Below are 3,106 nucleotides of genomic sequence, written 5' to 3'. Positions count from 1 at the left end.
CCCTGTAAAAACCAGAAACCCTCTTTATCGATAACCGCCCAGTCTCCATGACACCAGACTCCGGGCCACTTTGAAAAATAGGTTTCCAGATATCGTTCGCGGTCGTTCAAAAATCCACGCGTCATCGAAGGAAACGGTTTTTTGCAAACAAGATAACCCACCTCCTCACGCACCGGTTTTCCCTCTTCATTGAAAACATCAATATCCATCCCGAGACCGGGTCCCTGCAGAGTGCACGATTTTAATGGAGCAACGGGCAACGGTGACAGCAAACACCCAACCAACTCCGTCCCTCCGGAGATATTGATAATGGGTGCTCGTTTTTTTCCAACGTGTTCAAAAAACCAGCGATACGATTCAGGATCCCACGGTTCACCTGTCGATCCCAAAATACGCAGGCTTCTCATCTTGAATTTTGTGACAAATTCTTCCGGATATTTTTTCAAGAGACGAATCAGCGTGGGAGAAACTCCCAAATGTGTGAGCTGATATTTCTCCACCATCTCCCAAACGCGGCTGGGTTGCGGAAAATCAGGCGCCCCTTCGTAAATAAACAGCGTCGCCCCCTGAAATAAAACACCGATTACTTCCCACGGTCCCATCATCCAACCCATATCCGTGAGCCAGCAAAATCGATCATCTTCTTTCACGTCAAAAGCGTATTTCAATTCTTTGGCGATATTAACAAGCGCCCCCCCGTGCACATGCATACACCCCTTGGGTTTCCCCGTTGTGCCGGAAGTGTACAAAATCATCGCGGGATGTTCGGAATCGACGGGAACAGTTTCACACGACGCCTCATGGTGCGATAGCACCTCATGCCACCAGAGATCACGGCCTTTTTTCCACTCCACTTCCTGTCCGGTTCGTTTCACCACAAATTGTGTTTTGAAATTTTCAAGATCTTTGACCGCTTCATCGGCATTGGGTTTGATTGGAATCTTTTTTCCGCGGCGGCAAACTCCGTCGGCTGTCACCAAAACTTTTGCCTCGCAACTTTCAAGTCTTGACTTCAACGCCTCCGGACCAAATCCTGAAAAAACGGGGACTGCCACGGCACCAATTTTGAAACAGGCCAACAAAGAAATTACCACTTCAGGAATCATCGGAAGATAAATACCAACGGCATCGCCCTTCTGCACACCGGCTTCAATCAGGGCATTCGCAAAGCGTTTCGCGTCATTGTTAAGCTCGGTATAGGTAAACTGTTTGGTGGCACCATCGTCCCCCTCCCAAATCAGGGCAGACTTTGCGGGAGAATTCAAAGCATGGCGGTCGAGACAATTGGCGATAATGTTGAGTTGTCCGCCCGTGAACCATTTGGTCCACGCAAACCCAAGTGAATCATCATAAATTTTTTCAAAATATTTTGTCCATTGAATCCCAAGGTCTTCCACACACGCTTTCCAAAACCATTCGATGTCTGTCGTAGAGCGGCGAATCAGTTCTTCATAAGAGCCGATCTTGTGCCGCTTCATGAAAAGTGCAATGTTGCTATTTTTGAGAAAATCAGGTGTGGGTTTCCAGACGATATTTTCCATATGTTTAGGAATGAAGACTGTCATTCCTCGCTACGCTTCGAATCCACTTTGTTATCGAGTAGATCCTTCACGGAGTTTACCCTGAGCACGAGTAGATTCTTCGCTCCGCTCAGAATGACAATGATGGCGAAGGGTTCAGGATGACATCCGTTCATAAGGATGCTTAATCAAGGTTATACTTACATGTCAAACCCAATACATATTTTTCATTTTGTTCTCATAAGCCTTTTCTGGGGTTGTTCTTTTTTTGCTATCGGCATCGCGGTTCAACACTATCCGCCGTTTTTCGCCGCCTTTTTAAGAAGCTTCGTTGGAATGGTCTTGATGACAATCTATCTTTTGTGGCGCCGTGGAAAAATACAAAAACCCAAAATCTGGCTCCAATCCTTTGGTGCGGGTTTTTTCACAATGGGGCTTGCGTGGGTTTTTCTTTTTTGGGGAGAAAAACACGTCAGTCCGGCATTAGCGTCTGTACTCAACGCCACCGTCCCCATTTTTGTAACCGTTTTATCTCCGTTGATGACACCCGAAGACAGACTGAGTTGGAATAAATGGGTTGGGGTACTGATTGGATTTCTGGGCGTCGCCGTCATTTTCGCGCCGGAAATTTCGTGGAATTTTTCAGTCTACCTTGAAGGCCTCATCGCCATCATTCTCATGGCAATTTGCTACGCCATTGGAGTTTTGTGGACACGCCGCATTGCCGAGCGCACCGGAAACGCCATCAATCTTTTCTATCAATGCCTTGGGTCCTCTCTCTTTTTACTAGTTGTCTCGATTATTTTCGAATCCCCTCAATCCCTTCAATGGTCGTGGCCCGGCGCCCTTTCAATCTTGTATTTGGGAATATTCAGTACCGCCATCGCTTGGCTTCTTTTTTTCCGACTGATCAAAGAAGCCGGAAGTGTGGAGGCAAGCGCAACAACACTCTGCGTTCCCCTCGTCGCCATTTTTCTCGACATCTTTTTTTTGAAGAAGTGGTTAAAGTGGAATCAGGGATTGGGCGCCATAGTCATTCTGGCCGCCGTTTTTATTATTCATTGGAAGCAGAAAATTCGTGACAAATCTAAGGTGCAAGGATTTGTTTAATCCAGACCTCCCCTTTTTTTTCGTACCGTTCTCTTTTATTAAGGCGGCTTTTTTTGTGGTGCAGAAATTCGATGGAATACGGGTGGAGGATATAACCGGTATAGAGTTTGGAAAGGGGAATGTCTTTTTTACCTTTTAGTCTTTCTTTCAATTCATGAAATTTTTTCTCCAAAAACTGATACGAAGGGACAACAACCGACTGATGAAATCCCAGATGATACACAATCTTGGCGTCCCTTGTTCTTAAGCTCCAAAGATATTCCAAAATGGCGTTTTCCATTTCGGTCGCCGTGCAACGCAGACGGACCTGCAGTGACAGCGTGGACCATGCAAGGCAACACTCCACATCATTGCAGTGTTTAATCTGCGCAATTTTTTCTCCACCTTCGCGGGTTACAAATCCTATTGCAGGGGCAGGCAAAGCCCCCTCCAACGGCAAAGCCGTTGGAGCCTCCCCTTCACGTTCGCTTCGCTCT

3 protein-coding genes are annotated in these 3,106 nt (G+C 46.7%); 1 reads left to right on the top strand and 2 read right to left on the bottom strand.

Going from position 1 to position 3,106, the window contains the following annotated elements:
• The coding region (locus HY877_01680) for an AMP-binding protein (protein ID MBI5298993.1) at positions 1–1,565 on the bottom strand (1,565 nt) is incomplete at its 3' end.
• A gap of 159 nt (positions 1,566–1,724) precedes the next feature.
• Here HY877_01680 and HY877_01675 point away from each other — a divergent pair.
• Positions 1,725–2,630 (top strand): DMT family transporter, encoded by a 906-nt coding sequence (locus HY877_01675; GenBank protein MBI5298992.1) that lies wholly within the window; start codon positions 1,725–1,727, stop codon positions 2,628–2,630.
• Here the strand turns inward: HY877_01675 and HY877_01670 are convergent.
• Positions 2,608–3,106: hypothetical protein (locus tag HY877_01670; GenBank protein MBI5298991.1), on the bottom strand; the 499-nt coding region annotated here is incomplete at its 5' end. The genes HY877_01675 and HY877_01670 overlap by 23 nt on opposite strands.

This window comes from Deltaproteobacteria bacterium, assembly GCA_016213065.1.
Lineage (GTDB): Bacteria > UBA10199 > UBA10199 > SPLOWO2-01-44-7 > SPLOWO2-01-44-7 > JACRBV01.
This window is presented reverse-complemented; position numbering and strand designations above follow the sequence as displayed.

Bases quoted from the DNA above. Each gene is read 5' to 3' on its own strand.
- HY877_01675 (MBI5298992.1), top strand. From the start codon at position 1,725: ATGTCAAACCCAATACATATTTTTCATTTTGTTCTCATAAGCCTTTTC.